This is a genomic window from Chryseobacterium sp. Leaf394 (genome assembly GCF_001424105.1).
In the GTDB taxonomy this organism is placed as follows: domain Bacteria; phylum Bacteroidota; class Bacteroidia; order Flavobacteriales; family Weeksellaceae; genus Chryseobacterium.
The window spans coordinates 42643-67375 of the sequence record NZ_LMQH01000011.1 but is presented as its reverse complement, the minus strand read 5'-3'; the positions used below and the strand labels follow the sequence as shown (position 1 = coordinate 67375).

Genomic DNA, 24733 nt, shown 5'->3' with positions numbered 1-24733 from the left:
AAAAAAAAACACTTCAAAATTTATAATTGCTGCAATTCTTCTCTATTTGTTTATTGCAAGAATGTTAATCAGATTTTTAGACAGTACAGTATTTAAAACAGATGTTTTCAAAATCGGTGTTAGCCTTGCAATAATTACAGTAGTATACGCAGTAATTTCATATCTGATTTATCGGGGTGGAAAATTTTTAAAATACGCAGTCTATCTTATTTCTCTGGCATTAATCCCTGTCATAATGCTGATGGTTTCCGTTCCGGAATACACAGATTATTTTATGTGGACAGTAGGCCCGCTCACCTTGATTTATCTGTTCTACGAAATGTCAAAAGTGACCGCCGCCGAAAGAAATAAACTTTGGGCTGCTTTGATTTTCATTATATTTTCAATTATATTCTGGGGAATTTACGAGCAGAGTGGCGGTTCATTAAGCATTTTCGCTGCTAAAAATTTAAATAAAGACCTTTTAGGTTTAGACCCAAATGGTGTCAACAATTCCGGAGGAGCTTTCTTCATCATCTTCCTCGCACCACTCCTCGGATTACTGTGGATCTGGATGAGCAAAAAGAAAATAGAGCCAAACACTATTATTAAATTCGGACTCGGGTTTATCTTTTTAGGATTAGGGTTTTATGCACTTTTTGCGACAAGATTATTTGCTGATTTACAAGGGATTACTTCTTTAAATTTTTTCACCATAGCGCTTTTAATTATCACGTTAGGAGAATTATGCCTGTCGCCAATCGGTCTCTCGATTATGACTAAACTTTCTACTAAAAATCTTCAGGGAATGATGATGGGAATGTGGTTTCTTGCCTCCGCTTACGGACAGTATGTTGCCGGAATCATAGGTGCGGGACTGGCTGATGCTAAAGAGGGTTCCACCAATTATGATGCACTGATTACCTACACAGAAGGTTACAAACAACTCGGACTCTACGCCGTGATTGCCGGAGTGGTACTGATTTTGATATCTCCGTGGGTGAAAAAACTCATGCAGGAGGTTCGCTAATGATTTAATTTTAAATTAATTATGAAAAAAATATTTGCTCTGCTATTTATTATTCAATCCATCCTTACATTTTCACAGGTTAAATGGATGACCATTGAAGAGGCACTTGAGGCACAGAAAACGCAACCAAAAAAAATACTCATTGATTTTTACGCAGACTGGTGCGGTCCATGCAAAATCATGGATAAAAAAACCTACGGAAATGCCGTGATTTATGAAATCCTCAACACCAATTACTATCCTGTAAAATTCAACGCAGAAGATAAAAAAACAATAGAAGTTTTTGGGAGAAAATTTTCAAATGAAAACAGTTCTCAAAGAAAAGGCAGAAATTCACTTCATGAGTTTACCCAATTTATGAACGTAAATGCAGTTCCTACGACTGCTTTGCTGGATGAAACAGGTCGCCCGATTACAATGCTCCAGGGCGAACTGACTGCAAAAGAACTGGAACCTTATCTTGTTTTTATTTCAGGCGATCTTCATAAAAAATTTAAAACTCAGGGCGAGTGGGAAGATTATCAGCGAAAATTTAAGTCTAAAATAAAAGAGCAGTAGGCTTTTGGCGGATGGATGCTAGGTTTTGGCTATAAACGGCCACGAATGCAAAAATTAAATTTATTTTAGTTGATATCTTTGTAAATCCATTCAATTTAAAAAATCTGCCCGATCCGAATTATCTGCGGGAGTCAAAAACCAATCAAAGCTTTCAAACTGAAAGCTTTTTTTATTTATAAATTTTGACGAAATTCGTGCTTCAAAAAATTCAGTTCTGACTTTAGAAACTCCTATAGAATTCGTGAAAGGAATCGGTTCCGAACGCGCCAAGCTCATCAAAAATGTACTGGGAATTTCTGTTGTGGAAGATTTTCTGAACTTCTACCCTATCCGGTATCTGGATAAAAGCAAGATTTTCACGGTTTCAACGCTTCAGGAAAGCAATATTGAAGTTCAGCTGAAGGGACGGATAACTTCTGTTCAGGAAATTCAGACGGGGAAAATCAAGAGACTTTCTGCAAAATTCAATGATCATACCGGAACGATGGATCTCGTCTGGTTTCAGTATTCAAAATGGCTCAAAGAACAGCTTCCAGTAAATAAAGAAGTTTTTATTTTTGGTAAAATCAATGCTTTCAATAACCAGTTTTCGATGCCGCATCCGGAGATTGAGGCTGAAGAAAGCAAGGAAACTGACGCAAGGTTAAAACCTATTTATCCAAGCTCAGAAAAACTCAGCAAGCGGGGTTTAAATCAGAAATTCTTTCAGAATATATTGAAGAAAATCTGCAAGGAAATTCCAAATCTCATTCAGGAAAATCTTCCCGAATATATGATTCGGCATTACCAGTTTCTGTCGAGACAGCATACGTTTCTCAATATTCATTTCCCGAAAGATCAGCAGCATTTCGATAAAGCAGATAATCGTTTAAAATTTGAAGAATCATTCTTTTTCCAATTAGGTTTTGGCTTAAAAAAGGCACACCACAAAGCAAAATCACACGGAAATCCGTTTCCGATTGTTGGTGATTACTTCACAGGTTTCTACGAAAACCACCTCCCTTTTGAACTGACGAATGCACAAAAAAGAGTTTTAAAGGAAATCAGGTTCGATATGAAAAAGCCTATTCAAATGAACCGGCTTTTACAAGGTGATGTAGGTTCAGGAAAAACGATGGTTGCTCTTTTGACGATGCTGATTGCTCTCGACAATGGTTTTCAGAGTTGTCTGATGGCGCCGACCGAAATTCTTGCCCAACAACATTATAACGGAATTAAAGATTTACTAAAAGACACCAATATAAAGGTTAATATCCTCACCGGTTCCGTAAAAGCTTCTGCACGAAAAATCATCCACGAAGAACTGGAAAATGGCGAACTCACAATTTTGGTGGGAACTCACGCAGTTTTGGAAGACAAGGTGAAGTTTAAAAATCTCGGTTTGGCGATCATTGACGAACAACACAGATTTGGGGTTGCTCAAAGGGCAAAACTTTGGGCTAAAAACCGAATCCCGCCACACATTTTGGTAATGACGGCAACGCCGATCCCAAGGACTTTGGCAATGAGTTTTTACTCTGATTTGGATGTTTCTATAATTGACGAAATGCCGATTGGAAGGAAACCGATTATCACTGCTCATCGCAGAGAAAAAGACCGAACCTATGTCTACAATTTCTGTCATGAAGAAATCCGCAAGGGCAGACAAATCTACTTCGTTTATCCGCTGATCGAAGAGTCTGAAACACTGGATTACAAAAATCTAATGGAAGGCTTAGAAAACGTAATGGAAAATTTTTCAAATTACGATGTCACAATGCTTCACGGTAAAATGAAACCTGACGAAAAAGATGCAGCTATGAATTACTTCGCATCCGGACAATCACAAATCATGGTCGCTACAACGGTTATTGAAGTGGGTGTCAACGTTCCTAACGCGTCAGTGATGGTGATTGAAAGTTCAGAAAGGTTTGGATTATCACAGCTTCATCAGTTGCGTGGCCGCGTAGGAAGAGGTGGCGAGCAGAGCTACTGTATCCTGATGACTTCAGATAAATTATCGTCTGACAGCCGCACCAGAATTAAAACCATGACCGAAACCAACGATGGTTTCAAAATTTCTGAAGTCGATATGCAGCTGCGTGGTCCCGGCGATATATTGGGAACGCAGCAAAGCGGTGTGGTTGATTTCAAAAGACTTGATTTGGTGAATGACTCGGCAATTATTAAAAACACAAAAAATATGGTCGAAAAGATTCTTAAAGCCGATCCCCTGCTTTCAAGACCCGAGCATCAGATTATTAAAAATTACTATTTGCAGTATTACAAAGGGAAAAATAAGTGGAGTAAGATTTCGTAGTACTAAATTTTGGCTAAAGCCTATGAGATTCCAGATAATCTAAAACGGGCTAAAGCCCGTTTCTATTGATTTCACAGAATTATCTCCATCAGATAATCATCCATCACATATCCATTTCCAATATCGAAAACACCATCATCGTAGACTTGATAACCCTGAGATTCATAAAAGCTTTTTGCAGAATTGTATTTATTCACATTTAAAATAATTCTGTGATCACCACTTTCCTTTACTTTTACATTGAGAAATTCAAGCGTTTTTTTTCCTAAACCTTTCCCTTTGCTTTCCGGAACGAGATAAATTCTGTGCAGTTTTGTTGTCTGGTCTTCATAGTGATTTTCGTAGCCTAAAAATCCATCAAAAACATTTAAAACTTCATCCATAACAAGATAATAATGATAATTTGGATTTTTTAAATGCTCTGAAATTTCTGCTTCCGAGTACATCGTGTCGAGCATATACTTCATTTGTTCCTGGGAAAGAATATCGGCATAAGCGTTTTCCCATGACCTTTTTGCTAAATCTTGAATGAGGGGAATGTCTTTTTTTGTTGCTTTGATAAGATTCATTGCATTTTAGATTTACTTAAACACATCAGTCACAAAGATTTTTTATCAATTTTGAAAATATTTCAGATCACATTAGAGATAAAATCAAAGATTTTAAAACTAACGTTCTCTTTTAAACATCTAAATCAATAACTTCAAGCAACTTGTGTGTCAAAAATTTTTTAATAATGTTAGAACGTAAGCTTTTCAGTCTAAATACTTTAAATATTGACAACATTGACAAAGAAAATCAAAGATTTTCAAAACTTATGTGCTCTAAAATGTTTTCAAACAAGATAACTAAAAAACTGATGTGACTAATGTGTTAAACTATTTTAGATTAAAAAAGTGAAAAGCATCACACCTTTCACTTTTCATTATTTTTATGTTTAATGTTCAGCTTCACCTTTCACTTGAAAAGCAAAATTCACCATTCAATTTTTTAAATTTTCGCCATCTCGGCTTTTATCTTCGCATAAAGTCCTTCTGATGCAGGAACCAATGGAAGTCTCAGATAGTTTTTGATCAATCCTTTTTCAGCCAAAACCGCTTTAATTCCACAAGGATTTCCTTCTGCAAAAATCAGTCTTGTGATATCAACCAGTTTATTGTGAATTTCATAGGCTTCATCTACTTTTTTATCAAAAGCCAGCTGAACCATCGTTGAAAATTCTTTCGGATAACCCTGTCCAATCACAGAAATTACTCCTGCTCCACCCGCCAAAGTTACGGGAAGTGTAAATTCATCATCTCCCGAAACCAAATTGAAACCTTCAGGCTTTTTTCTCAAAATATCGAAGTACTGAAGAATGTTGGGTGCAGCTTCTTTAATTAAGAATAAATTCGGGAATTCTTTGGCCAGACGCAAAGTCGTTTCTGCCTCAACATTCTGTCCGGTTCTTGACGGAACGTTGTAAATGATGATATTTTTCCCGGTAGAAGCCAACATTTTATAATGCTGGTAAAGCCCTTCCTGATTGGGTTTGTTGTAATATGGAGACACTGATAAAACGGCTGTAAAATCAGATAAATCTGCTTCTTCGATCTGCTGTTTGACTTCAAGAGTATTGTTTCCGCCGATTCCTAAAACCAAAGGAAGACGTTTATTATTAACCTTAATGATGTGCTCAACCACCTGTTTCTTCTCGTCTGAAGAAAGTGTAGCAGCTTCCGCTGTAGTTCCTAAAACTACCAAATAGTTGGTTCCGTTTTCGATGTTGTACTCAATGAGTTTTGTCAAACTTTCGAAATCTACGGATAAATCTTCATTAAAGGGCGTTACCAAAGCAACACCTACTCCTTTTAAAATGCTCATCTGTTCGAATTATTTTCCCCAAATTTAATAATTTCATACAAGAATTTACAATATTTAATCCTGTTTTATTATACATATAATTATATTTGCATTATACTAAAGAAATTATGCAAAATAAATTCTTATTGATAGGAATTGCCCTGTTTTCGCTCACAGCCTGTAAAACGACTTCGTTGCAGGTGGCCAGTGTGCAGACGCAGAAGAATATTTCTATTAATCAGGACTTGAAGGCGGATGAAGATTTTGCTCAATTTATCGAGCCTTACACCGAGAAACTCAACAGAGAGATGAATCAGAAAATCTCCTACACTCAGGTTGATTTAACAAAAGAAGGCAACAACAGTAATCTCGGAAATCTTTTGGCAGATTATACTTTTGACGGAGCGAATATCTGGGCGAAAGCCAATTTGAATAAAAGTATTGATGCCGCACTGATCAACATCGGTGGAATACGTACAACGATCGGGAAAGGTGATATTCTTCTGAAAAATGTTTTTGAGGTGATGCCTTTTGAAAATGAAGTGATTATTGTCAAATTTAAAGGTTCAGATCTGCAGGGATTATTTGATTATTACGCTAAAAATCAGAAAAACAATCCTGTTTCTCATTTGTATATCGAAACGAATGACGGTACTCTTTCCAAAAGTTTAATCAACGGAAATTCAATTAATCCAAATCAGGATTATTATATTGCAACCTCAGATTATCTGGCTTTGGGCGGTGACAATATGAAGTTTTTTGCAATGGGAGAATCAATTCCTACAGGGATCAAACTGAGAGATTTGTTTATAGAATATTTTAAGAAAAATCAGCAGATCAATCCGAAGGAGGAAGTGCGATTAAATTTTATCGGGAAAAAGTAATGGATAGAAAAAGTTTTTTAAAAACGATAACAGGCGGAACTTTAGCGATGACTTTAGCTCCGAACTTAGTGATGGCGGAAGAATTAAATTTAAATTCTTTCTCTTCAGCCCATAAATTAACGATACTTCATACCAACGATCAACACAGCAGAATTGAACCATTCGATTCGAGCTACACGAGAAATCCCAATCAGGGCGGTTTTGCGAGAAGAGCAACTTTAATCCAGAAAATCAGAAGCGAGGAAAGCAATCTTTTACTTCTTGATTCAGGAGATATTTTTCAGGGAACACCGTATTTCAATTTTTTCGGAGGCGAGCTTGAATTTAAGCTGATGTCGATGATGAAATATGATGCTTCCACAATGGGAAATCACGATTTCGATAACGGCTTAGACGGATTTTTAAAGGTTTTGCCGAATGCAAAATTTCCTTTTATCTGTTCGAATTATGATTTTAAAAATACCATTTTAGACGGAAAAACTTCACAGTATAAAATTTTCAATAAAAACGGAATCAAAGTCGGAATTTTCGGAGTAGGAATCGAACTTGACGGATTGGTTGGAAAAAAACAGTATGGCGAAACCATTTGGACAAATCCAATCGATGTGGCGCAGCATTATTCCAATTTCCTGAAAAACGAAATGAAGTGTGACCTTGTGATTTGCCTTTCCCACATCGGCTACGATTACAGAGACGAGCCTGAAAAACTCAACGACAAAATTTTAGCTTCAAAAACAGAAAATATTGACTTAATTTTAGGCGGTCATACGCACACTTTCTTACCTGAACCGCAAACCTTTCAGAACAGACAGGGGAAAAACGTTTTGGTAAACCAGGTGGGTTGGGCAGGACTTCTTTTGGGAAGAATAGATTTCTTTTTTGATCAGAATAAAAATATTAAAACGGTTTCCTGGAATAATCAGGCAATTGACAGCAGTATAACAGCGTAATATGAAAAAACTTTTAATTTCTCTAGGCATTCTTGCGACTATGCAGCTGGCAGATGCTCAAAATATCACTTCAAAAAAGTGGGCAGATTTGTTTTCTTACAATAACGTCTTGGCCATGAAAGAAGATAACGGAAAAATAATTGCCGGTACAGAAAACGGAGTTTTTTATTACAATATTTCGAGTGGAGAGATTTCGAAGCTTTCTAAGGCTTCAGGTCTTCATGAAGTTAAAATTTCTGCATTCGATTATGATCCTCAATCCAAAATTGCTCTGGTAGGCTATCAAAGTGGTGCTTTAGACGTGATTGCTCCAGACGGCATCACATATATCGTTGATATTCCGCTTGCTACAGGTTATACAGGAAGCAAAAGAATCAATCATATTTCAATCACAGGTGATCAGGCAGTAATTTCTGTGGGTTACGGTGTTTCAATATTCAAACTTAAAAAGAAAGAATTTGCAGACTCGGCATTCTTTGTAACTGGTGGCGTTTTTGAAGCCAGCAATGAAGCAACAATTTTTGGGAATAAAGTGTATTCTGTAACAAATACCGGCCTTAAAAGTCATGAACTTAATACCACATTTCCTGTCTTTACAACCTGGACAACAGAACAGGTGGGAAATTTTAAAGAGATAGATTCTGAAGGAGTGCTTTCCTACTCCTCAGAAACCCTTGCTTATCTTTATAATAATGGAACCTCAACGCCAATTTCACAGACTTTTACCAGTATCAAAGATATTGTAACTGGCTCAAACAATATAGTTATTACAGACAACAGCAGAATTTACTCGTATGATTCCAGTGGAAATTTCCTTGGCAGTGCTTCGCCTGGAGAAGAGTGTAATACTGCGGTCAGATTATCCAATAAAGTTTATTTCGGTACGGTCTTATCTGGGATTAAAAATGAAGAAAATATCTCATTTAAACCTAGTGGTCCCTACTTTAATTATTCTTATAAAATAAGACTGTTCAACGAAAACGAAATTTTGGTTTCATCTGGTAGCCGTGATGACCGGTACAATGGTCCGTTAGTAAATCTCAGAAATCCGGGATTCTATTATTTCACAGGATCAGAATGGATTTACCCTTCTATTTTCAATGCTAATGACCGCCGTTATAATGTATTGGATGCTTTCGCCGATCCAACCAATACTTCAGAGGTCTTTTTTACAAATTACAGTGTAGCACCTGGTTCTGGAGCTTATAAGCTGAAATACAATGCTTCTTCTAAAGATTTTGATTTTGTGAAGTACTACGATTTGGGAGCACCTAATTTTTATGTACACCGTCCTGTAGGTTTTGTGGCAGACAGTCAAAACAATATCTATGTAAGTATTGCTTTTTCACAAGTTGGTCTTAACCCCGCAATCGCTCCTTACAGAAGAGATACAGATACGTTTACACTCAACAACATAAATCTTACAAGCAGTGCAGTACAGGCACCTGTACTGAATGATGGCCTGCTATGGGTAGCAATGCCCAGATCACAACATTTGATGGCTTATGATAACAAGGGAACAATTGATATTGCAGACGACACTACTTATATTTTAAATGCAGACAACAACGTTCCGGCGGAAACACTTTCTTTTGCTGTAGACAAATCCGGAGATGCGTGGATCGGCTCTGCAAAAGGATTGAGAATTCTACCTAATGCAAATACAGAAGTTAAAAATGATCCTCAACTTGAAAATATTGTCATTGAGCAAAATGGTATTGCGGAGGAACTTTTCAGAGATACTGAAATTCTTGCTATTGAAGTTGATGCTGCCAATCAAAAATGGCTATCAGTAGATGGCGGGGGAGTTTATTATTTATCGGCTGACGGACAACGGACTTTAAGACATTTTACCAGAGAAAACTCACCTTTACCTACTAATGCTGTTACTGACATTAAAGTGGATAAGAAAACTGGAAAAGTTTACTTTGTTACCTACGACGGAATAGTGACTTATCAGGGAGATGTTGCTGACGTAACCTCAAATTTCGGCAATGTTCTGGTTTACCCTAATCCAGTGGTATACAGTCAGTTTAAAGGAAATGTAATGATCAAAGGTCTGGCAGAAGTAGCCAATATAAGAATTACAGATGCTGCCGGGAATATCGTTCATTCAGCTCAGTCAAGAACAGGATATTACGAATGGAATCTTAATAATCAACGGGGTCAGAGAGTGGCCTCAGGAATTTATTTTGTACTGATGACCAATGAAGATGGAAGTGACAAGGCAACTGCTAAAATCGCTGTGGTTAATTAATATTCATGATTTCGCAGACAGGTTTTATACTCTCATTTTTAAAATACGGAGACAGTGATGCGATTCTGCATTGTTTTACTTTAGAAGAAGGCTTTCAGAGCTTTTTTCTAAAGTCTGTTTTAACACAGAAAAACAAGAAGAAGGCATTAATTCTACCATTGAGCATGCTCAGTTTTAACTGTAGGAAATCTAAACCGGGTGTAGAAATCAATTATGTGTTAAAATTTGAGCTTGAGCAGTCTTACGATTTTTACACTGATATAAAAGCAAATACCATCGTTTTTTTTGTTTCAGATTTTCTGAATCAGGTTTTGAAACATGAAAATTCCAATCCCAATATTTTTAGAGCAATCATCGAATTTAACCAAAATCTGGATGCCCGGAATTACAGAGCACATCTGGTTTTATTAATCCTTCTGCTTAAAATACAGGGAATTGCGCCACTTCAAAGCAGTTTCGAATATTTGGATCCGGAAACAGGAAACTTTAATTTAAATGGTACCCATCATCTTTTTACAAAAGAAATTTCATCCCTTTGGAAAAAGATCTCAACTTCCGAAAATCCTTATGAGATTAAAATAAAAACCTCAGACAGAAAGCAGTTGCTGGACAGTATTCTGGTGTATTACCATTATCATTTTACGGATTTCCGAATACCCAATTCGTTAGAAATTATTCAGCAGATTTACGAATAATAAACTTTATCCTCCTTTAGAAAAACTTTCTAAAACCGTCATTCCTCCGTCAACGAAAATGCTGGCACCGGTAATGTAATCCGCGAAATCACTGGCCAAAAATACCGCTAAATTACCTACATCTTCAGGCTGACCAATTCTGTCGTACGGAATCAGTTTTAATAAATCATCCATCGCTTCTTCAGTTCCCCAAGCCTCTTGATTAATCGGCGTCTGAATTGCTCCCGGACAGATAGAGTTAATCCGGATTTTCTTTGCTCCATACTCCTGCGCAAGAGACTGCATCAAAAGTTTCACACCACCCTTACTGGCAGCGTAGTTCACATGTCCCGCCCAGGGAATGACCTCATGTACCGAACTGATGTGAATGATCTTTCCGCAGGCAACAGATTTAGATAAATCAATTCCGCGTCTCAGAAATTCTTTGATGGCTTCACGGGCACAGAGAAACTGGCCTCTAAGGTTGACATTCATGACCGTGTCCCAATCTTCGACCGTCATTTCAGTAAATTCTGCATCTTTCTGAAGCCCGGCATTATTGACTAAAATATCAACTGTCCCATATTCAGAAATTGTTTTTTCAAACATGGCTTTTACTTCATCTTCTTTTGAAACATCGCACTGGAAAATCATTCCGTCACCGCCAGCGTTCTGAATTTCTTTTAAAATGTCTTCAGCGTCGTCTTTTGACCGTTCTGATGAATGATTGATAACCACTTTAGCTCCGGCAGCAGCCAAAGATTTTGCAATTCCGGTTCCGATACCGCTTGAAGCACCTGTAACGATGGCAATTTGATCTTTAAGAGAGATTTGCATAGAATATTTTTTTGGTATTATTCTAGAAGAAAGTTTTACGCCAAACTGGTATTAAAATATTTACTGTCTTAAAAAACTTTCAGTTCTCAGAAACTTTTTTGGTATAGTAAAAAGATATGTTTTACGAGTCTTTTATATCAAAACAGCGTTTCGCAGCTCAAGAGAATCATTCTGCACACTCCGGTTCGCGTTCCGTAGACCTCAGGAAGCATTCCGAAGACTCCGGGAGGGCTGCTTTTAAGCTTCGGAATGCTGCGTAACGGCTTATCAATAAGAAGCTGATGTTAATTCCTGGCTTTTGCGATTATAGGATATTTCAGATTTTTTAAATAAGATTCTGAATAAGTTAAATTTCGATTTAATTCCCAATATATCTGCTATCGTGATGCTTTTTTCTGCTCTGTAATTTTATTTTTCATTTAAAAAGTTTACCAAAAAAGATAGCTTTTCAGTTTAATCTAAAATTTTAGACATCACCAATTGCGGTCCGCTCCTTCCCTCCTTGATTTTTCCTGTTAAATGATATCCTGTTTTAAGATAAATTCCGAGCGCGGAAGTATTTCTTTCGTTTACTGATAAGACGATTTCTTTGCAGTCATGAAAATGTTCTGTTATGAAATAATCCAGTGAAATTATTACATTCAAACCAATTCCTTTACCTTGAAATTCAGGATTGATCGAAAGCGATCTCAATAAGACAGATTCAGGATTGGCTGTAAATTCAAATTTATCTCCCCCAAAATCCAAAACAAAAAAACCGACAATATGTTCACCTTCCAAAACCGTAACGGGATAAGCAAAAAAATCATCTTTTTGATTTCGTTCTTCAATTCTTTCCAAAGCCAGTTTCGGAAGTGCAGAATATTGAGACTGAATTTCATTTAAATCAAAATCCAGCTCAGAAAAATCTTCAGGTTTATAGAAATTTAAACTTACCATAATTTAATGATGATAAATATCTTCATACATCACTCCCGCTCTGATTTCCACTGAAAGTTTATTTTCTGCAGGCACAATCGGGCAATTGTAATCGTAAGCATTATAAGCGCAATACGGATGATAAGATTGGTTAAAATCAATCACAATTGTATCTCCTGTGGGAATTTCAAGGTCAATATATTTTCCGCCGCCGTAGGTTTCTTTGTTGTTTGTAAGGTCGCCAAATGGCAAAAAGAGATGGTTTTTATACGCCTCAGTTTTCATCAGATCTAAACTCTGGTAAATATTTAAAATGAAATCTTTTCCGTTCAATTTAAAATATGCCTTTCCAAATTCCTGATACTGCTTAGATTTCCCTGATGAAGTCGGCAAATCAAAGGGTTCCGGATTTTCGTTTTTCACAAACTTAGCTGTAACGCGGTACTTCAGATTGATTGGAAAGAAAGGATGCTTTTTAAAATTCTTAAAATTATCATCTCTTAAAGGTGTCTCTTTTGGATTTAGATATTCTTTATTTAAATTATTCTGAAACTTTTCAATGTCCTTTTTTTCTTTTTTCTGCGAAAATCCAGCAAAGGGAATTAGAAGTAAAATGAAATATAAAATGATCTTTTTAAACATTATTCTGAAATTTTAATTCTGTAAACATCTGAAGAATTTCTCTTGATTGATTTCACAAAAAAACCACCTTCTTCCGGGATGACCTCCTGGAAATCAAAACTTTTGCACTCTTTTGGCAGTCCCGAAAAAATTAAGGTAAACCAAAAATCTTTCATAAACGGTACCGGCGTCCAGTACGGAAAAAGTGAAATATTTTCTGCATGAATAAGCCCACTTCTGTGATCCGAATGATTATCGATAAGATAAGTAGTGCTCCAGATCCTGATCAGATTTCCCAAAAATGGTGAAGCAGGAAAACAGCAATGCACAATCACCTGTTTCTCCTCTTCTACTTTGGTTTTCAGAGACTCAAGCAATTCTGTTGCAATGATTGGTTTTACAATGACTTCCATTTTTGATGAGTAATGAGCAATAGGTAATGAGCAATTTACGCAATTCCCAACATTGCTTATTACTCATTACCCATTACTTATAGTTAATGTTTGAGTTGCAGTTTCTCTTTGCTGTAGGTACGGAGCATCGCAGTCATTTCAGGATTTTCAGAAAGTTTCGTTCCGTATGACGGAATTATTTCTTTCAGTTTATCATGCCATTCACCGTTCATTTTTTCAGGGAAGCATTTTTCGAGTACGTCGATCATGGCACTTACCGCAGTAGACGCACCCGGAGAAGCGCCGAGTAATGAGGCGATTGTTCCGCTTTTGTTGGTCACCACCTCTGTTCCGAATTCCAGTTTGCCACCAACTTTATCATCTTTTTTGATGATCTGAACTCGCTGTCCGGCCACTTTCAGTTCCCAGTCTTCTTCTTTGGCATCTTTCACAAACTCCCTCAAATGCTGAATTCTCTGGGCTTTATTCATCGCTACCTGCTGAATGAGATATTTTGTCAGCGGAAGATTGTGCCACCAAGCACCAAAGAGAGATCTGATATTTTTGGTATTTACACTTTCAGGAAGATCGAGATAGCTTCCTTCCTTCAAAAATTTAGTTGAAAATCCTGCGAAAGGACCAAAAAGCAAGGCCTTTTTACCATCAATAATTCTGAGATCCAAATGGGGAACCGACATTGGTGGTGCTCCCACTGGTGCCTGTGTATACACTTTAGCCTCGTGCTGTGCTACCAGTTCCGGATTGTGCGTCACAAGCCATTGTCCTGAAACCGGAAAACCTCCGTAGCCCGCACTTTCTTCAATATCTGAACTGTCGAGAAGCGGCAAGGCGTAACCACCTGCACCGATGAACACAAAATCTGCAGAAACTTCATGTTTAATGTTGTGAGTACGGTCTTTCACTTTCATTTTCCAGCCGTTTGCAATGGGGTCAATATCTTTCACTTCGGTGTACAGAAAAACTTCCACATTGGTATTTCTGATGAGATGGCGGCCCATTTTTCTGGTGAGTGTTCCGAAATTCACGTCAGTTCCGGCTTCCATTTTTGTGGCAGCTAAAACTTCAGACTGATTTCTTTTGCTCATGACCAAAGGAATCCATTCTCTCAGTTTATCATGATCTGTTGTAAACTCCATGCCTTCAAAAAGCACAGATTTAGACATATTTTCGAAACGTTTTTTCAGGTATTCAGAATCATCCTCACCAAAAACAAGACTCAGGTGCGGACATGAATTAACAAAATCCTGTGGTGTATCTATGTAATTTTTATTAACCAGAAAAGACCAGAACTGCTTGGAAACTTCGAACTGCTCTGCAATGCTCTCTGCTTTTGCAATATCAATACTTCCGTCAGCTTTTTGTGGGGTATAATTCAGTTCACAAAATGCGGAATGACCTGTTCCGGCATTGTTCCATGCAGCGGTACTTTCTTTTGCAAATCTGCCAAGTCTTTCAAAAATGGCAATATTTAAAGCCGGGTCGAGCTCGTGAAGAAGGGTTGCAAGAGTGGCACTCATAATCCCTCCGCCTATCATTACGACGTCATATTTCGGTTTTGGTGTTCTGCTGATCAGGGTGTGTGGCATTATTCTAAAATTTACTACGAATTTCGGGAAAAGTTTTTAAAATTTACACTCATTGCTTCATTAATAAACTGATAATACTCAGTAATAATAAGAACTGAATATCAAATTAATGATTAAAGTAAAATCAAAAAAATTGGTCAGATAAAAATTAAAATAAAAAAATGTTTATCTCAAAGATTTAAAAAAAGAGAATTGCAGCTGTTCTATAGAAGGCATTCGATTTATGATTATTATTTTAAATAAAAAAATCTCCCGGTAAAGGAGATTTTGATATTTTGATTAATTCAGTTTTGCGGTAAGTTTTCTGTACTGTTTTTCGGCGTTTTTACCTTCATACAGAATTCCATAAATGGTGTCGATAATAGGAAGTTTTAAACCCTTCTCACGCGCTGTCTGATAAATAGAATCAGCAGCATAGTATCCTTCTGCAACCATGTTCATCGACTGAATTGCAGATTTTACGGTATAACCTTTACCGATTAAATTTCCTAAGTTTCTGTTTCGGGAGAAAAGTGAATAAGCTGTAACGAGTAAATCTCCCAGGTAAGCACTTTCGTTCACGTCTCGTGGCGCTTCATAAATTGCTTCCAGGAATGTTTCCATCTCCCGGATCGCATTGGAAACGAAAACTGCAGTAAAGTTATCACCGTAGCCCAAACCACTTGCGATACCGGCTCCAATCGCGAAAATATTTTTAAGAATGGCACTGTATTCATTCCCTAAAATATCTTTGCTGGCACTGACTTTAATGAAGTCTGATGAGAAAATATCAAGTAATTTTTTTGAATTTTCCTCTTCAACGGTTGCTACGGTAAGATATGAAAGTCTCTCCATCGCAACTTCTTCTGCATGACAAGGCCCTGCAATCACAGCCTGATTTCTGAAACCTATTTTAAATTCATCTTTCAGATAATGTGCAACCACGTTATTCACTTTCGGAATAATTCCTTTGATAGCAGAAACGAAAATTTTGTCGCCGTACTCACAATTCAGTTTGTCCATAGAATCTGAAAGGTAAATTGAAGGCGTCGCCAGAACTACAATATCGCATGCAGAAACCATTTCGTTGATGTCTGTGGTCAGTTTTAAATTTTTTAAATTAAAATTAACCGCTGTAAGATAAGTCGGGTTGTGACCTCTAAGTTCGATTGCCCCTTTTACAAACTCATTTCTTACACACCAATGCACGGTTTTGCAGTTCTCAACCAACATTTTTACAATTGCCGTTGCAAAGCTTCCGCTTCCCAAAACGCCAACCGCCAGTTCTGTTTTTGGTTTTTTTGAGGTAGAATCTGATTTTGTTTTTTTCTTCGTCATAATGATACTGTGAACTGCAAATATATTAAAACCGTCAAATAATGAAAGACTGAAATGCAGATTATCAAAATCTTTGCTAAAATGTAATATGAAAAACAATTTTTTATTAAAATCTGCGTTTAGTAATGACAAAAAGCTGTTTTACAACTGAAATTTTCAATACAAATATTTTAAGTAAATTTGCACGCTTGTAGTGTAAGTAACTTTAATGAAGAAAAAATGAAGAATTTTCTAGCAAACAAGAAGAAAGTAACTGTTCTGATCGGTATACTTTCTGCTGCTGTTTTCGCTCAAAGCATTTTAATTGCCAAACTTTTTAATCAAAAAGATGACAAAACCTACGAGGTAAATCTTGTAAAAATAAATACCGAAAAAGACAGTGTAGATTACCTGAAAATGAAGACTGACCTCGGAATGGTCGACAAAACGGTAACCGAACTCAACTCATTTCTGAAAGCCAAAAACATCAGCAACGGACGGCTTGAGGTATTGGATCAGGACAGTATTTCCAATTCTGTTTATCTTTCTAAACAGGCCAACAGATACAGTGAATACCTGATGAATCTGCAGGAAAAACTACAGCAGGTTCCTCTGGGAATGCCATCTGAAGGCTATATTTCGTCAAATTTCGGCATCAGAAAAAACCCTATTCCATTTAAAAGAGTTCTGGCATCAGTTTCAGCGCCAAAAAGTGAAACTCCCGCTGCTGCACCAACGGTTTCCGCTCCGGAAGTGAAAGCTGTCCCGGTAGAAAAAATAATTGAAGTGACCGACAGCTACGGAAATAAGCGAGAAGTAAAAGTAATGGTAACCCCAAAAGCTCCCGTCGCAGCAAAAACAGCTGCGCCATCTGCTGCTCCTACCCAAAATACTGCTGTTAAAAGCCAACCGATGGAGAAAAATAATCCGCCTGCGGAAGCTGATCAGATGCAGTTTCACAAAGGTCTTGACATTGCAGTTCCGTTTGGATCCAATGTCATTGCTACGGCAGCCGGCACCGTAATTTTCTCAGGACAAAAGGGCGGATATGGAAATTGTGTGATTGTTTCTCATGGAAATGGTCTTGCAACACTTTACGGTCACTTATCGCAACTGGTTGCCAAAACCAATGACAAGGTAAAAGTGGGACAGGTAATCGCCAAGTCAGGAAATTCAGGAAGATCTACAGGGCCACACCTTCACTACGAAGTTCACAAAAACAATACACCGGTGAATCCTAAACTGTTTATGAATTTTTAGGATTGACAGTTATATTAAACTCATTTAATTAAGTTTAATTTTAAAATAAAAGATGCCACGAATTCACGGAAGTACTCATTTGATGAGAATTTTCTTCCTGAATTCGTGGCATTTTTTTTAATTACCTATATTTTCTTAAAAATTTCAACTGATTTAAATTGAAATTTTAAGTTTGTTCTCGTTTGAATCTACATTAAATCAGTACCCAGCTGTAAAACGCTCACGAATGTGATTATTCTGCTCCAATTCATCTACCAAAACAACAGCAACATCTTCTACTGAAAGCACACTTCTTCCCTCTTCATTGAAAACAGGATTTTCAAGGGCTGTTCTGTATTCTCCCAGTCTTACGCCTGCTGTTCCCTGATGCATTTCTATCGCAGGGCTGAAAAACGTCCAGTCGAGCACTGTGTTTTTCTTAATCACATCCAGATAATCTCTGGCCGCTGTTGCCCCAGGTTTAATGTCTGCAGGGAAATCCGTTCCGTCTACCAGCTGATTTCCGTCAATAAATAAACTTCCAGCACCGCCAACGGTAATAAATCTTTTTACACCTGAATTTTCAACTGCTTTTTCAATTGCGATAGAGCCATTCAGAAAATCATCATACAGATTAGGATTCGTCCAGCCCGGGTTGAAAGTGTTGATTACTGCATCATTTCCTTTTAAAGCTTCAGAAAGATCTTCCGAATTGTTGATGTCGATACTTTTTGATGACACATTCTCCAAAGCCGGAACTTTTGAAATATCTCTTGCCAAGGCTTCCACCTGATAACCTCTGTTGGATAATTCTTTTACCACATGTGCACCAACGAAACCTGTTGCGCCAATTACTGCTACTTTTTTGCTCATAATTTTAATATTTAAATTAAATTGTAATAAATTTTGTTACAATTAAAATCAAAAAATTTTATTTAAACTGATCTGCGAATTCTTTCAGGTTTTTATTTCCCAGAAAGTCAACGACGAGCTGATCTGTTTCTATAAATAAATTCTTTAAATTCTCATTAATATCTTTACCGATCGGACAAACAGGATTCGGATTCTGATTTTTTTTGCCTAAAACATCTGAATTTTTTACAGCACGGAAAATCTCTGAAATTTTAATTTTTTCAGGATCCGATGCAATCTGGCTCCCTCCTATTTTTCCCTGTCTGCTCACCACAAGATTGGAATCCCTTAAAATCCCCAACTCCTTCCGGACAATCACCGGATTGATGTTGATGCTACCTGCGATCCAGTCAGACGTCAGCCATTCCTCCGGAAATTTTGCCAGAAGAGTCATGATGTGTATCGCAGTTGCAAATCTTGTGTTGCTCATAATGTTGGCACAAAGGTAGTAAAATTTTAATTGTAACAAAATTAATTACATTTAAAAATGTAAGTTTATTATTTTATTCAGATATTATTTTGTTTCGATCTCAACAATTTTTTTTCCAGCCTTACCGAGATAATGGTTGATGATTGGCTCATAAATCTTATATCCGTCATCGACGTTGGTAAAAATCACCAATCCCTGCTTGCTATCAGGCAAAATAAATGCGATTGTATTTACTCCATTGTCTGAGCCACCGTGAGAAAGCGCAATCTCGTTATTTCCCAGATCATAAATTTCAAAACCAAGTCCGAAATATTTGTTTTTTTTGATTTCAACCTGTTTCGTTTTCATTGCTTCATGAACTTCCCGCGAAAGCAATTGACTGTTCATTACACCAATTAAAAATTTACTGTAATCTTCCACAGAAGTCATTAAATCATCAGCTCCGCTGGCGGTTTTATTTTTTACGATGTCAAAAGGTTTTCCGTTTGTGCCGTAACCGGTTACAATTCTTCCGCCCATTTTTTTCTCATTCCAGATATAACTGGTGTCGTTCATATTTAAAGGTTGAAAAACATTTTGCTTCGCTAATTCTTCCAGACTTTTATTAAACTTTTTCTCAACCGCTCTCCTTAAATATTCAAACCCTTCACCGGAATACTGATATTTCGTTCCCGGGTCGAATTCAAAACTGAGTTTCTTGTTATTTTTCATCCAACGCCAATTTGGAAAGCCGGTCTGATGGCTTAAAACTAATCTGGTGGTCAACTTTTTGTTTCGGGGATCATTCGCGATATCTGGATCTGTAAAATATTTGTAAAGTGGTTCATCCAAATTCCATTTTCCTAAACTTACCAAGCGCAAAACAGTCATTGTAGTGACAGGTTTCGTTAAAGAAGCTACATTGAAAAGACTGTTGTAGGGAGCTGTCGTTTTTCCATCCAAAGTTCCTAAAACTTTAATCTCTTTTAATTTTCCCTCTTCAATAACGCCCAATCCCAAGGTTGGAATATTAGTATCTTTCATTAACTGCTGAAGATTATCTGTAAGTTTTGCTTTTGCCGGATCCTTGTGGTCGTAGCTGAGAACATCGCTCATCACCCAATTTCCGTCTTTTTTTGTCCAGACCGATGTGAATTTTGCCTGACCACCCAGAACATCTTCTTTGTTTTTTTCACGGATGAAGAACTGATGCTCGCCAGTTTGTATTGCGCCATACAATTCGCCATTACTGTACAGAGGGAAAACTTCCAGACTGTTTTCAATCACTTTGCGAATTGGCTTTTTGTCCGGGGTTCCGCAGATGTTTTGCTTTGTCCTTTCCATAAACAGCTTCTTATCCTGAAAACCACCGTTATCGTGATAGAATTTCAGATTTTCATCCACTGTTTTTTCAAGATAGGCAATGTCGCAATTATTAAAACCGCGCTCAAAGAAAAGACTGTCCTGTTTTTTTAATTCCAGAAATAAAGGTGAATTTTTATCCGTCTGAGAATGTACAATTCCGGTAAAAAGGAATAAAATAAAAATGCTGATGCTATATTTCTTTGTCATTGAATAATTTTCGACAAAGATTCATTTTTTAAAAAATTAAATTCAAAAAAATAACCCGACAAAAACCCGACAATTAAGTATTCAATTTATATAATATTGAAATTCAGACAGTAACGGAGTTTCTGTTTTTTGTCAATTTCATATGCATTTCTCAAAATGATGAAAATATTCAAAAGTGTGAGGCCGATCATAGTCATCAATACAGATGCGGAACCGAGTTTCAGGAAAGCAATAATCATAAAAATGACAGGCGAAATAATGGCTAAAAATATCTGAAGCGAAATGATCTGTTTTACAACTGGAGATTTCTCTTTTGTAAAAATCATAATTAAAAGAGGCGGTAAAAAATTCGCAACCGGAAACCATGCAAAAGGAAGTGAAGAGAGATTGATGATTTTGATTAAAGTTGAGTTTAAAATTTCTATCTGTTCAACAATTAAGATGGGTTCTTCAACTAAAACTTCAGTCTCCGTTTGATTATTAGAATCATCTGAAATTAATAAATCTTTTTCTGCAACGTCGAGTGTTGAAGCCAGTGTTTTCAGTGTGTACCCTTTCGGCGCAGTTCCGGCTTCAATCCGCTGAATGGTTCTCACCGAAAGTCTGGACTTCTCAGCCAGTTCTTCCTGAGTGAAATTCTTCTCCTCCCTTATTTTTTTTAATGCCGACATTGATTAAGCTTTACGTGCGCAAATTTACAGATTCAAACATTTATTTAAACAAAAAATTACCCGCAAAACAGGTAATTTTAATTCTGATATTCAGACTGAATTTACTTAATATCCAATAACTCAACTTCAAAAATCAACGTAGAATTCGGTCCGATTTCTTTGCTGATTTCCTGCTCGCCGTAAGCAAGGTGCGGAGGAAGAATCAATCTCCATTTGCTTCCTACAGGCAAAAGTTGCAAAGCTTCAGTCCAGCCTTTGATCACTTTATTCAAAGGAAATGAAGCCGGAGTTCCTCTTTTCACAGAACTGTCGAACACTTTTCCGGTGATGGTTGTACCGTGGTAATGGCATTTTACAGTAGATCTAGGTCCTGGTTTTTCGCCGTCGCCTTCAGTGATGATTTCATACTGCAAACCGCTTGGCAATTCCACAACGGTTTCTCTTTTACCGTATTCTGCCATGTATTCCTGACCGTCTTTCAGGTTTTTTGCTGCCTGCTCTTTTTTACGCTTAAATAACATATCTGCTACTCCCATAATTATTTTTTTGCAAAGATAAGGATTTGGCGGGAAGTGGGAGTTTGGGTGTTTGAGAGTTTGAGAGTTTTGATGGGTTAGTGGATTAGTGAATTAGTGAATTAGCGGGTCAGATCTTTAGAGTTTGTGGCTTAAAACTATTCTTATTTTGTAAAAGGAATTTTAAGGTCGGATATTTTTAAAGAGACTGCTTCTCAACGCTTCTGTTTACAGCATACCAAACATTAAAAAACGTTTAATATTCTCGTAACGTAGAATTAAAAACTTGGCGTTATACTTGACTTTTCAAATTATGTTAAATCCCTTGAAATACAACAGGAACTTCGACAAGCTGTCTTACGACGAAAAAATACTACTTGACGAAGCCAAACAGAGCATCGCAGACTTCGTGGAGAGCTCGCCGGAAATCAGCGATGTCAATTTTGCAACGCGTAATGCTCATGCAAAAACCCATTCTGTATTGCAAGGTGTCTTAAAAATCAATCCCAACCTTTGTCCGGACATTAAATATCTTTTTGATAAAGAGCAATATGATATTGTTGCAAGAGTGTCGAACGCCAATATGAAAATCAGCAAAAAGCAGAAACAGATTCCGGCGTACGGTTTTGCTTTTAAAATTAAGGATGATGCAGGGCGCACAATTGCCAATTATCCTTTGGTCAATTTCCCTTTGTTTCCGGTAAATTCGCCATCTGTTTTTCTTAAACTGTTTACGAATATCAACAGGTTTTATTTAAAAAAAATAAAAACCTTTTTCCCGCTTCTAAGGAGTTTGTACAAGATTTTGCCGTCCTGTATTAGTAAAGATTTTGTTTCTGAAGTTTTTAAATTTATTAAAAAAAGAAACAATTTTATTCTTTCCCACGAGTTTTATTCGGTCGGAGCCTACAGGCTGGATGAAAAAATTGTTAAAATAAAAATTGTTCCGGTAAATGTTCCTACAAAATTTATTAGAAAAGGGAGTGACAGAAAAAAGATCCGAACCTATTTTAAAGATGCTGATTACAGTGCTGATGTTTTCATTCAGATATGCTTTGACCTGCAAAATCAACCGATCAACAAACTGAATGTTCACTGGAAAGATTCTCCGGATATTCTCTTAGGTCAGATTAATTTTGAAAAAAATTCGGTTTTGAATCCAAATAACTGTGAACAGGAACTTCTATCATTTAATCCATTTGAAAGTGCGGCGATCTTTCAGCCGGTTGGTAAAATTCAGAAACTGCGGGATGAAGCTTATAAAGTTTCGCTGCAGACGAGGAAGAAGATTAATAAGCTTTTGAAGTATAAGTGAAGTGAATTGTGAATTTTGCTTTGCAAGTGAATGGTCAATTTCTTACATAGAAAAAATGTTGAAGGTTTGAAAATAAAAAAAGGCTCTACAATTGTAAAGCCTTTCATTATTTATTATTCTGTAGTTTCTTTTTCGTCTTCCTTTTTATCAGGGAAAATGATGGAGAGTAATACCGAGATCACCAAAACTCCGCCTACAATTCCTAATGAAATTGGTGACGAAATGTGATACCACGGTGCAATCAACATTTTAACGCCGATGAAGGCTAAAATAATCGCCAGACCATAAGGCAGTTTGCTGAACATGTGAATGAAATTCGCCAGTAAAAAGTACAGTGATCTCAATCCTAAAATCGCAAAAATATTGGATGTATAAAGGATAAAAGGATCATTTGAAATCGCAAAAATCGCCGGGATAGAATCCACCGCAAACAATACGTCGGTAAACTCGATTACGGCTACCACAACTAAGAGTGGTGTTGCCATTCTGATTCCGTTTTGCACGGTAAAGAATTTGTCGCCGTCATAGTTATCAGAAACTTTCCAGAAACTTTTAATCAGTTTTGCTCCTGCAGTATCGCTGTAGTCTTCGTCATCATCATCGCCGCCGTCGCCCCATGATTTAATTCCCGCGTAAATCAGGAATAATCCGAAAAGCGTCATGACCACGTTGATTCTTACTGCGTGACCGAAAATATTCATTTCAGGTAAATACGTCAAATCAATTAACTCAACGCCTGCAAAAATAAAGATGGCTCTGAAGATTAAAGCTCCTATGATTCCCCAAAACAACACTTTGTGATGAAGGAATTTCGGCACTTTAAAGAAACCAAATACGAGGATGAAGACAAATAAATTATCCACGGAAAGTGCTTTCTCAATCCAGTAAGCAGCCTGATATTGTGTAAATTTTTCTACTGCCACAGCATGACTTCCTGCCGAACCGTCGGTATTGAAAACCCAATAAACAACTCCTGAAAAAATCATCGAAAGTGAAATCCAAACGACTGACCAGATGGTCGCCTCCTTTGAAGTCACCACGTGACTTTTTTTGTTGAAAACTCCTAAATCGAGGAGTAGCATGATAACGACCGTTACCGCAAATCCCCAAACCAGGCCAGGGTGAAGATCTAAAATGTTGTGTTGTTCCACTATATTTCTGTTATTATATGATAAAAGCAATAGCTGTAAAGATACAGGTATTGCTTAATTTATCAGTCTAAAATAATTAATTTCAGACAATTTGTTAGATGTTTTTATAGGTATTTTTGTTTTACCGTTTCAATCGTCTGCTCCAGTTTTTTATCGCTGGTAGGATCTCCAATGGCATTGAATTTCCACTCGTTATTTCTTTTGTAGAAAACACCCATTACCATGGCAACGTGACCGTTGAAAGACTTGTCATTGGCAATATCATATTTCGCAAAAACTTCTCTCACGTTCGTAGGAGTTCCTTCATAGATACGGATTGACGCAAAAGGAATCGTCCCAAAATCCTGACCTCTGTAGCTGTTTAAAACCAAAGCTACATGCTCAACATTAGAATCTAAATTGGCAAAATCAACAGTAATTACCTCATTATCCAGACCGTCATCGCCATTCACGTCACCGGTTAAATCATCGCCGCTGTGCTTTACAGAACCGTTTTTAGATTTTAAGTTCCCGAAATAGATTACTTCAGTAGCATTTTTGTTTGAATCGTATAAAATGCAGCTTCCATCTAAATCTACTGCTTCTTTTGAAACACCACCGAAGAAACTTTTCTTCTCGATTGCGCCCCAGTTGATCCCGACACAAGCCTGCGAAAGCGTTGTTCCGTTTTCTTTTGTAAGGTTTATTCTCTGACCTTTTTGTAAGTTAATTGCCATTATTTTTTGTTTGTTTTAGTTATATTTTTTTAAACAGTGAAAAAGTGAATTGTCAATAGTGAATTGTGAATTCAGTAATTAATATAAAA

Annotated in this window: 24 protein-coding genes; 9 read left to right on the top strand and 15 right to left on the bottom strand. The window is 37.0% G+C overall.

The window, feature by feature from the left end:
- The 3 genes from ASG21_RS04940 to recG all read left to right on the top strand — a co-directional run.
- A partial coding sequence (locus ASG21_RS04940; protein ID WP_241773455.1) for an oligopeptide:H+ symporter occupies window positions 1–1009 on the top strand: 1009 nt, incomplete at its 5' end.
- Window positions 1010–1030: 21 nt separating this feature from the next.
- On the top strand, window positions 1031–1567 hold the full coding sequence (locus tag ASG21_RS04935) for a thioredoxin fold domain-containing protein (RefSeq protein WP_056076676.1): 537 nt from the start codon (window positions 1031–1033) through the stop codon (window positions 1565–1567).
- Between the two features lie 190 nt (window positions 1568–1757).
- Window positions 1758–3866 carry an ATP-dependent DNA helicase RecG gene (gene recG / locus ASG21_RS04930; protein ID WP_277814181.1) on the top strand — a complete coding sequence of 703 codons (2109 nt, stop codon included), beginning with the start codon at window positions 1758–1760 and terminating at the stop codon, window positions 3864–3866.
- Between the two features lie 71 nt (window positions 3867–3937).
- On the opposite strand, the gene ASG21_RS04925 is transcribed toward recG, so the two are convergent.
- Together ASG21_RS04925 and dapA are read right to left on the bottom strand one after the other, a co-directional pair.
- The gene (locus tag ASG21_RS04925; RefSeq protein ID WP_056076673.1) at window positions 3938–4435 is read right to left on the bottom strand and encodes a GNAT family N-acetyltransferase; all 498 of its coding nucleotides are present in this window, start codon (window positions 4433–4435) and stop codon (window positions 3938–3940) included.
- 421 nt (window positions 4436–4856) lie between these two features.
- Complete coding sequence (gene dapA, locus ASG21_RS04920) at window positions 4857–5729, bottom strand: 4-hydroxy-tetrahydrodipicolinate synthase (RefSeq protein ID WP_056076671.1); 873 nt, start codon at window positions 5727–5729, stop codon at window positions 4857–4859.
- Window positions 5730–5836: 107 nt separating this feature from the next.
- Between dapA and ASG21_RS04915 the strand changes: the two genes are divergently transcribed.
- Genes ASG21_RS04915 through ASG21_RS04900 form a run of 4 tightly spaced genes read left to right on the top strand, consistent with a single transcriptional unit; the run spans window position 5837 to window position 10494 of the window.
- Window positions 5837–6592, top strand: a complete 756-nt coding sequence (locus ASG21_RS04915) for a 5'-nucleotidase C-terminal domain-containing protein (protein WP_056076669.1) — start codon at window positions 5837–5839, stop codon at window positions 6590–6592.
- On the top strand, window positions 6592–7542 hold the full coding sequence (locus ASG21_RS04910; protein ID WP_056076667.1) for a metallophosphatase: 951 nt from the start codon (window positions 6592–6594) through the stop codon (window positions 7540–7542). Before ASG21_RS04915 ends, ASG21_RS04910 begins: the two co-directional genes overlap by 1 nt.
- A gap of 1 nt (window position 7543) precedes the next feature.
- Window positions 7544–9799: a T9SS type A sorting domain-containing protein gene (locus tag ASG21_RS04905; RefSeq protein WP_185113708.1), complete on the top strand. Its 2256-nt coding sequence runs from the start codon at window positions 7544–7546 to the stop codon at window positions 9797–9799.
- Between the two features lie 5 nt (window positions 9800–9804).
- Window positions 9805–10494 carry a recombination protein O N-terminal domain-containing protein gene (locus ASG21_RS04900; protein ID WP_056076665.1) on the top strand — a complete coding sequence of 230 codons (690 nt, stop codon included), beginning with the start codon at window positions 9805–9807 and terminating at the stop codon, window positions 10492–10494.
- 6 nt (window positions 10495–10500) lie between these two features.
- Here ASG21_RS04900 and ASG21_RS04895 read toward each other — a convergent pair whose 3' ends face one another.
- From ASG21_RS04895 to ASG21_RS04870, 6 genes are all read right to left on the bottom strand, one after another.
- A complete protein-coding gene (locus tag ASG21_RS04895; protein WP_056076663.1) occupies window positions 10501–11310 on the bottom strand; it encodes a glucose 1-dehydrogenase in 810 nt (269 codons plus the stop codon).
- A gap of 453 nt (window positions 11311–11763) precedes the next feature.
- Window positions 11764–12249 carry a GNAT family N-acetyltransferase gene (locus ASG21_RS04890; protein ID WP_056076661.1) on the bottom strand — a complete coding sequence of 162 codons (486 nt, stop codon included), beginning with the start codon at window positions 12247–12249 and terminating at the stop codon, window positions 11764–11766.
- A 3-nt stretch (window positions 12250–12252) separates the two neighbouring features.
- The gene (locus tag ASG21_RS04885; protein WP_056076659.1) at window positions 12253–12870 is read right to left on the bottom strand and encodes a DUF1684 domain-containing protein; all 618 of its coding nucleotides are present in this window, start codon (window positions 12868–12870) and stop codon (window positions 12253–12255) included.
- Complete coding sequence (locus tag ASG21_RS04880) at window positions 12870–13262, bottom strand: hypothetical protein (protein ID WP_056076657.1); 393 nt, start codon at window positions 13260–13262, stop codon at window positions 12870–12872. Before ASG21_RS04880 ends, ASG21_RS04885 begins: the two co-directional genes overlap by 1 nt.
- An 83-nt stretch (window positions 13263–13345) precedes the next feature.
- Window positions 13346–14848, bottom strand: coding sequence for a malate dehydrogenase (quinone) (gene mqo, locus ASG21_RS04875; RefSeq protein WP_056076655.1), 1503 nt, complete (start codon window positions 14846–14848; stop codon window positions 13346–13348).
- Window positions 14849–15127: 279 nt separating this feature from the next.
- Complete coding sequence (locus tag ASG21_RS04870; protein WP_056076654.1) at window positions 15128–16165, bottom strand: NAD(P)H-dependent glycerol-3-phosphate dehydrogenase; 1038 nt, start codon at window positions 16163–16165, stop codon at window positions 15128–15130.
- Window positions 16166–16384: 219 nt separating this feature from the next.
- On the opposite strand from ASG21_RS04870, the gene ASG21_RS04865 reads away from it, so the two are divergent.
- Window positions 16385–17404 (top strand): M23 family metallopeptidase, encoded by a 1020-nt coding sequence (locus tag ASG21_RS04865; RefSeq protein ID WP_056076652.1) that lies wholly within the window; start codon window positions 16385–16387, stop codon window positions 17402–17404.
- Between the two features lie 198 nt (window positions 17405–17602).
- On the opposite strand, the gene ASG21_RS04860 is transcribed toward ASG21_RS04865, so the two are convergent.
- The 5 genes from ASG21_RS04860 to ASG21_RS04840 form a co-directional block, all read right to left on the bottom strand.
- Complete coding sequence (locus ASG21_RS04860; RefSeq protein ID WP_056076650.1) at window positions 17603–18256, bottom strand: NAD(P)H-binding protein; 654 nt, start codon at window positions 18254–18256, stop codon at window positions 17603–17605.
- Between the two features lie 58 nt (window positions 18257–18314).
- Complete coding sequence (locus ASG21_RS04855) at window positions 18315–18725, bottom strand: Rrf2 family transcriptional regulator (protein WP_056076648.1); 411 nt, start codon at window positions 18723–18725, stop codon at window positions 18315–18317.
- 84 nt (window positions 18726–18809) lie between these two features.
- A complete protein-coding gene (locus ASG21_RS04850) occupies window positions 18810–20276 on the bottom strand; it encodes a serine hydrolase (protein ID WP_056076647.1) in 1467 nt (488 codons plus the stop codon).
- Window positions 20277–20362: 86 nt separating this feature from the next.
- Window positions 20363–20947, bottom strand: coding sequence for a helix-turn-helix domain-containing protein (locus ASG21_RS04845; protein WP_056076645.1), 585 nt, complete (start codon window positions 20945–20947; stop codon window positions 20363–20365).
- A gap of 101 nt (window positions 20948–21048) precedes the next feature.
- Window positions 21049–21483: an FKBP-type peptidyl-prolyl cis-trans isomerase gene (locus tag ASG21_RS04840; protein ID WP_082482356.1), complete on the bottom strand. Its 435-nt coding sequence runs from the start codon at window positions 21481–21483 to the stop codon at window positions 21049–21051.
- Window positions 21484–21775: 292 nt separating this feature from the next.
- On the opposite strand from ASG21_RS04840, the gene ASG21_RS04835 reads away from it, so the two are divergent.
- On the top strand, window positions 21776–22777 hold the full coding sequence (locus tag ASG21_RS04835; protein WP_056076643.1) for a hypothetical protein: 1002 nt from the start codon (window positions 21776–21778) through the stop codon (window positions 22775–22777).
- A 113-nt stretch (window positions 22778–22890) separates the two neighbouring features.
- Here the strand turns inward: ASG21_RS04835 and ASG21_RS04830 are convergent, their stop codons facing one another.
- Entirely contained in the window at window positions 22891–23928 is a 1038-nt protein-coding gene (locus ASG21_RS04830; RefSeq protein WP_056076641.1) for a TerC/Alx family metal homeostasis membrane protein, read from the bottom strand.
- Window positions 23929–24032: 104 nt separating this feature from the next.
- Window positions 24033–24644: a TerD family protein gene (locus ASG21_RS04825; protein ID WP_056076639.1), complete on the bottom strand. Its 612-nt coding sequence runs from the start codon at window positions 24642–24644 to the stop codon at window positions 24033–24035.
- Window positions 24645–24733 lie beyond the last annotated feature (89 nt).